This is a genomic window from Blautia sp. MSK.18.38, from assembly GCF_024460535.1.
GTDB classification, from domain to species: domain Bacteria; phylum Bacillota; class Clostridia; order Lachnospirales; family Lachnospiraceae; genus Blautia_A; species Blautia_A fusiformis.
Map to the genome: position 1 here is coordinate 1 of NZ_JANFYP010000053.1, position 6,590 is coordinate 6,590.

Sequence of the window (6,590 nt, forward strand, 5' to 3'; positions counted from 1 at the left end):
TCTTTTAGGTATTGACTATAACTAGCTGGTCTTATAAATATATTAATACACAGCATATATTACTGTTGTATCTGAATTATTTTGTAATCTTAGCACGAAAGTCAAGTGTTTTTAGCATTTCCAGAGTCCATGAAGATTGCAGTATGCGTATACTTCTTCTACATATTCTCCATCACAGAGGCAGAAATCCGCAATAGGTTCCTGTCCTGGAATTAGCTGTTTTCTATAAATACCCTGATTTGTATTTAGTGTAATCCATTCAATGAAATGATTATCAAGCATTGGATGTTTTATTTCACCGACCACAACATGTACATGCTGTTTGTCCACTGTATATACAGGTACATGCTTCTCAACAGCAGCATCTGTCACTCCAGCTTTTAACTCATGCATAGCCTCTCCGCAACACATTACTGGTACGCCTTGATCCTTTAACATTTCAATAATGTTTCCACAATGATTGCATACATAATATTTTACTTCCATCTTTTTTATCTTCCTATGTTTAAAATTTAAAATCCAATTGTTTCTATAACTTTCTTCAAAGCATCCGTCGATTCTTAAACTTTAATGCTTCTTTACCAACCGATGCAGAACCAACAAAGCCACAGCCTATCATTACTGCTTTTTTTAATAATCACTTTCTTCTTTGTAATAATCTCCTTCTCTTTAATAGTTCTCTTCACGTATTTCGAAATAACTCTGTGGATGGTTACATACTGGACATATCTCAGGTGCCTTTGTTCCTACCACAACATGTCCACAGTTACGGCATTCCCATACCTTAACTTCACTCTTTTCAAACACCTGTGCAGTTTCAATATTCTTAAGAAGTGCACGATATCTCTCTTCGTGGTGCATCTCAATCTGTTTATTGTCAATAGATAATAGTAATAATTACTATTATTATAATAATCAATATTACTGATTACCTTTTATTTAAAATAATCATTCAATCATCATTTTTTCCGTTCAAAAACATATTCTGCATCTGATGATAAATCAGAGCGGAATGAATAGCCTAGTCTATCAAATTTCTTAATATCCTCAGGATTTTCAATTCTGTTTTCAGCCATGAACCTAACCATTTCACCACGGGCCATCTTAGCATATGTACCTTTTGTCACCAGTTTATCTCCTGATAACTCACAAAATGTAATCGTAATGTATCTATCCTGTCGTGTCAGATATTTTTCTATGCACTTAGAGTATTCTTTCGATGCCAGATTGATTATAATCCTGCTGTTATCAATCACTGAGCGGTATAATAAATCTCCCCAGTACTCATACAGATTTTTTGTTTCTCCTATTCCAACCTTCGCCTGCATTTCCAAACGATAAGGTGTCACACCATCCCTTGGTTTTAGCACACCATAAAATGCAGATATTATTCTCAAATGATTTTGTACATACTCGAATTGACTGTCCTCAAACACGGATGGAGCCATATATTGAAAAGCAATTCCTTCATATGATAAGACAGCTGGGGTAAGTAAATGATAAAGATCCATGTTTTCCAATCTATTGAAGTTCTGTTCTGTAATTTTGTCATTACATTTCCAGATAGTCTTCAGTTCTTCTTTTGACTTACTTTTCAACCAACTTTGTATCTCTGTCGTCTTTTCAATAAATTCAGGCAATCCATCCGGCGCTATGCTGTCAGTATCTGTAATCATCTTTTTAGCAGGGGATAATATTATCTTCATTAATCTAATTCCTTGAGCATATTTTCAGGATCATCTGCAGCCTTGACTTTATCATTTGCCTTTATAATAATCCCCTGTTCATCAATAAGATATGTGGTTCTTACTACTCCCATAGAGACTTTGCCATAATTTTTCTTTTCTTTCCATACATCATATGCTTCAATAACTTTCCGCTCTGGATCTGCTAAAAGTGTAAATGTCAATCCATATTTTTCCTCAAATCTCTTATGAGAGGATACAGAATCCTTACTGACTCCAAGAATAACTGCTCCTTTTTCGGTAAACTGAGGGTATCGCTCAGAAAACCCACATGCCTGTTTCGTGCATCCCGCTGTATTATCCTTGGGATAGAAATATAAAATCACTTTTTTTCCTGTATAATCCGATAATCTATGTATTTTCCCATTTTGATCTGGCAACTCAAAATCCGGTGCCTTAACCCCTACTTCCAACATTATTTATCCCTCCCTTTCTGTATCTTTCTCTTTATTCGCCTTTTTCTTCCTATTCCCGGTAATCATTTTATGACCTGTATATATCGCCATTACCATACATAACATAGAACTTAAAGCAAAGTATTTGTGACTTGATTTTTGCTTTTTATATCCAGTGTAAAAAGTCCCAAGCATTGTGATCAATGCTCCTACTGACCAATATTTATGTGCTTTCATGTAATTCCTCCATTTTTTCAGTGTATTCAATTCTAATTATACGCTACCATATTCCTATGTCAATTTGATAATAGAGCATTCCTATAAATTTTTTCAAAATATCATTGTCAAAACTATGTATTGTTATCCTTTAATTTTTCTTTGAAATAATTGACAAAAAGCTTGCTTTCAGGAGATTACTATTTAATCTCTTTTCCATCTATATATAGTTGAAATTTATCAGGATTATTGACAACATCATAGTCCTTTCCGTATTCTACAGGTCTATATTCGGCTGTCATTACCGATTCCCCGTCTTCAATATCCTCTTTCCATAAATAGATGTTCATATCAATGCTCGTCGCATATCCTCTGTCTGTGGAGAATTTTGTCGAATGAAAAGAGACTTTACAACTTAAAATTGGATAAAAAGGACAAAAAAAAGAAGAGCTGCTTGCTCTTCCCATATAGTAGTAGTAAAATAATATGTCATGCCAGCGCAATATATTACCTAGAATATCGCTATAACAGGAAAGGGGCTGCATTGTGACAGCCCCTAATTTACTTCATCACGTTGTCTACATTCTGAGTGAACTCGTTCCCTGGTTTATTTTAGCATCGGTCTGGATTTTGTTTCATAAAGATAAATTTTGCCACAGAGCGGTCGTATGTTTTAATGTGTCCAAACAGCCAGTCGATTACATTTTTCTGTACAAGTTCACTGAACCGATCTGTTGGTCCTTCATACTCCTGAAGGTATTCATACAGTTCTTGAATTGTCTTTTTAAACTCTTCATGTTTTTCATAATGTTTTTCACGCTCTGGATAACCGGATTTTTCCTGAAGCTTTTCCTCTTCTTTGAAATGAAAGTCAGTATATTCATCCAGATAATCCAGCATTTTGATTGCTTTTACTTTGCTGTCGCCATTTTGACAGGCAGTTACAAAGTTCTGGATACGGTCAATCAATTCTTTGTGCTGTGTATCGATTGTTTTATTTCCTGTTACTAAATTGTCATCAAAGGTAATGTTTAAATCGTAAGTCATAATTTGACCTCCATTTCTTTTATATGTTCTCTTAGGCTCTTTTAATGTCTGGCAGTTTCGTACCTGCATTTTCTGCTTAGTCTTCTACAGGAACGAAAACATCTTTTCCTAATCCGCAGATTGGGCATGTCCAGTCATCTGGAATATCCTCAAATGCAGTTTCTGGAGCGATACCGGCGTCTGGATCTCCTACTGCCGGATCATAAATATATCCACATGGTTCACATTCATATTTTTTCATAGTCATTTTCCATTTTCAATGTCGATTTATTTTTGTTACCAAGTTCCTAGCAATTTTTCTAACACTTTGTTTCTTGTATATCTGTATTATACATGATAATTATTCTTTTGTCAATAATAGTAATTATTATTATTTTTGCACTTAGCATAAACTGATATTTGAATTGCACATTTACATATTGTATATATCATGGGAATAGTTGAATAAAAAAATGAACTCTATTCATTAAAGACAGAGTTGCTGGAAATTATTTCTCTCCAACAACTTTCTTCGTCTTTAAGTCCTTGAAACACAATACTGTCCCATCAGATTCATCCAACTGTTATATTTATTCTTTTCACACACCTTTCGACAAATTTCATTTTCCATCAATACACAGAACATCTTATCATAATCAAATGCCCAAACAGCACCATTCACATGGTTTTCCACTGCTTTCTGATCTATGTACTTTAAACGTGTGACCATTTTTTCAATTTCTCCATTTCTCAAGTTACCGATATTTTTGCAGATAAACCGAAAGAAATTCAACGTTGCATATTCGTCATGCCAATGGAACTCTTCTGGATTGTTTTTAATTTTACTGGCTCGCTGCTGTTCTTTGATTATTTGATCAGCTACACCTTTCATCGAATCTTCGTATCTCATATTACTCACCTACTCTTCCTCAACGCCCAGTGACGGTTTAAATCTTTTATCCTTTGCCTGCGGTACCACGATCTCGTAAAAATAAAATCCTAAATATCCAAGTGCCTGCTTCTTCATTTTATAAAAAGAAGTCCTGCCTATTCCTAGCTCCTGCTGTACTTCCACATCTGTCTTATTATAATGACTGCAAAAACAGGAATGAAGGATTTCACTGAGCATCACACCATTCGGTGCATAGAACTTCACCAGTGTCATTCCACGATAGATCATATCAGACAAGCCATAAATGATCATCAGGTTATTCATTTCCCGGTGCATCTTTGGCACATTCAGCTGATTGTTATAAATGCTCAGATAACTCAATGCATATGCCATATCTTCATTGATTTTCTCCTGGCACTCCATATCCAGTTCTTCCAATACAACTGGTTTTCTAAAATCAGTTTCTGGTAGCTTGTCATCAGTTCTTTAATATCAGTATAATGTCTTAATCCTGTGCATGACTTGCCATATGGAAGGTAATTTCTTTCACTGATTTAATTGCATAATCTCTGTCTGTCATCAGTTTCAAAATCTCCTTATCATCATCACACTAACTGGCGGTCTTTCAGACCAGTTCGCTTTCCCCATGATTTTGATGGGAAGCAATTACTTACTACAACTTGCAGAAGCGGATATCCAAAAGGCATTGTGGGAGCTGCCTTTGCTGACCGAAATCCATCTTCTTATGTAAAACCTGCAGGAATATAAAGGGAAAGTGACTATCCCTGCCGATTAATAATCCAAATAATATCGTCTATACCAATCTCTCCTTATTTTTCAAAGCATCTGTAAAATCGTTTTCTATCATTTGGTTATAAAGTCTCTTCTGCGCCAGTTCATCTGTATAATACGCATAGTCATGATTATAATCTTCCATAACTGTTTCTGCCGCCATAGATGCATAATCATATATGGTAGCTATTGAAAGATTCTTATCTATATTTTTGTAAATACCATATTTAATCTTTATTCCTTTAATCGGAGCATTCTCTACAAACTCATTAATAACATTGTCCATTCTCCGATGATCCAGCTCACAATCATCACTTAATAAGCAGAGAAAAGATGCTTTTTCTTTTCTCACCGGTGCTGCTCAAGTTCATAATGCCTAACTCATCTAATCTTATATCTGAATCCTCACTTGCAAACGCAAACACTATTTTTTCGAATGTATCTGCATTTCCAATTCTTGCACATTTCATACGATAACGCAAAATATCATTACCATTTTTTATCCTGTAATGTATTGTGAACTGTGAGACCAGTTGCAGTTGTTTGCATATATTATTAAAATCCGTAGCAACCAGCATTTTATTTCTGTCTTCTTCAAATACATTGGTCTCTATATACTTTTGTATTACGGTTTCATATGTTTTCTTCTCGTTCATTAATTCATCTAACTCTGTGTTTTCATTTAGATGTCTATAAATCTGAATGTACTGATCTTGACGATTTACGCAATATATACTACTAAACTCATTCCCCAAAATGTTAATAATATCCGTAATCAGCATTTTTCCCCTTACTCTTCATTTACATATCATTTTATTGTAATCCCTTGATCTTTTTCAAAGATACTTTCGCTGTTGTTCCAAAGTTTCCATGTCTCTCTTTCTTTAAAATACAACGAAAAGTGAACTCTTATGTACTTGAAGAATCTGAAATACGATTCCTCCCTGTAAATATCAATCTGTTCCACAAAGCAAGTGACATGCTCCCACCACTTAAATCTTACGATTTTGAAGTGGGGGCTTCCTGCTCGATTACCCTTTAGGGCAAAGCTAAAACAGGCTATCCCCGCGTGTCCCGCGGTTTTGTTTTTTATGTTTATCCGGTTACGGATTTTTTTCTTGTGCCGTCAGGCACATTCTTTATAGATTCTTTTTCCTTCTTCACGGATGTTGACTGCTGCATTCACATCCCGGTCCATCCTATTTCCACATTCACAAACATACATTCTATCCGACAATGCCAGTTCCTTTTTCTTATGTCCGCATACACTGCAGATCTTGCTGGATGCAAAATAACGGTCTACTTTTATAAGATGTTTTCCGCATTCTTCCAGCTTGTATCCCAGCATGAACAAAAACTGACCGTACCCGTTATCCTGCACACCTTTCCCAAGGTGCAGCCCTCCGGACATTCCCTTCATATTCAGATCTTCCACACATACTGCATCATATCTTTCCGCAAGCTCCCTACTGAGCTTATGCTGGAAATCTTTTCTCTGGTTCTTTATCTTTTCATGACATAAAG

The 6,590-nt window shown here is 35.4% G+C and carries 12 protein-coding genes and 1 pseudogene; all 13 read right to left on the reverse strand.

Going from position 1 to position 6,590, the window contains the following annotated elements; genetic code table 11:
* Positions 1–111: 111 nt before the first annotated feature.
* Entirely contained in the window at positions 112–486 is a 375-nt protein-coding gene (locus NE638_RS17340; RefSeq protein WP_015524981.1) for a desulfoferrodoxin family protein, read from the reverse strand.
* A 183-nt stretch (positions 487–669) separates the two neighbouring features.
* Positions 670–870: pseudogene (locus tag NE638_RS17345) on the reverse strand (rubrerythrin family protein); the annotation flags it as partial.
* An 89-nt stretch (positions 871–959) separates the two neighbouring features.
* Positions 960–1,706 (reverse strand): peroxide stress protein YaaA, encoded by a 747-nt coding sequence (gene yaaA / locus NE638_RS17350; RefSeq protein WP_005421606.1) that lies wholly within the window; start codon positions 1,704–1,706, stop codon positions 960–962.
* Positions 1,706–2,161, reverse strand: coding sequence for a thioredoxin-dependent thiol peroxidase (gene bcp / locus NE638_RS17355; protein ID WP_005421605.1), 456 nt, complete (start codon positions 2,159–2,161; stop codon positions 1,706–1,708). Before bcp ends, yaaA begins: the two co-directional genes overlap by 1 nt.
* Before the next feature lie 3 nt (positions 2,162–2,164).
* Positions 2,165–2,377 (reverse strand): DUF6219 family protein, encoded by a 213-nt coding sequence (locus tag NE638_RS17360; protein ID WP_005421604.1) that lies wholly within the window; start codon positions 2,375–2,377, stop codon positions 2,165–2,167.
* A gap of 179 nt (positions 2,378–2,556) precedes the next feature.
* Positions 2,557–2,706 carry a hypothetical protein gene (locus NE638_RS17365; protein ID WP_015524977.1) on the reverse strand — a complete coding sequence of 50 codons (150 nt, stop codon included), beginning with the start codon at positions 2,704–2,706 and terminating at the stop codon, positions 2,557–2,559.
* A gap of 262 nt (positions 2,707–2,968) precedes the next feature.
* Positions 2,969–3,403, reverse strand: a complete 435-nt coding sequence (locus tag NE638_RS17370; RefSeq protein ID WP_015524976.1) for a bacteriohemerythrin — start codon at positions 3,401–3,403, stop codon at positions 2,969–2,971.
* Positions 3,404–3,479: 76 nt separating this feature from the next.
* On the reverse strand, positions 3,480–3,644 hold the full coding sequence (rd, locus tag NE638_RS17375) for a rubredoxin (RefSeq protein WP_015524975.1): 165 nt from the start codon (positions 3,642–3,644) through the stop codon (positions 3,480–3,482).
* 276 nt (positions 3,645–3,920) lie between these two features.
* Complete coding sequence (locus NE638_RS17380) at positions 3,921–4,292, reverse strand: hypothetical protein (RefSeq protein WP_059086885.1); 372 nt, start codon at positions 4,290–4,292, stop codon at positions 3,921–3,923.
* Positions 4,293–4,301: 9 nt separating this feature from the next.
* On the reverse strand, positions 4,302–4,697 hold the full coding sequence (locus NE638_RS17385; RefSeq protein ID WP_015524973.1) for a hypothetical protein: 396 nt from the start codon (positions 4,695–4,697) through the stop codon (positions 4,302–4,304).
* Between the two features lie 391 nt (positions 4,698–5,088).
* Entirely contained in the window at positions 5,089–5,352 is a 264-nt protein-coding gene (locus NE638_RS17390; protein WP_015524971.1) for a hypothetical protein, read from the reverse strand.
* Positions 5,353–5,377: 25 nt separating this feature from the next.
* On the reverse strand, positions 5,378–5,848 hold the full coding sequence (locus NE638_RS17395) for a hypothetical protein (RefSeq protein WP_015524970.1): 471 nt from the start codon (positions 5,846–5,848) through the stop codon (positions 5,378–5,380).
* A 344-nt stretch (positions 5,849–6,192) separates the two neighbouring features.
* Positions 6,193–6,590, reverse strand: a 398-nt coding sequence (locus NE638_RS17400; RefSeq protein ID WP_244094886.1) for an RNA-guided endonuclease InsQ/TnpB family protein, incomplete at its 5' end; no start/stop codon positions are given.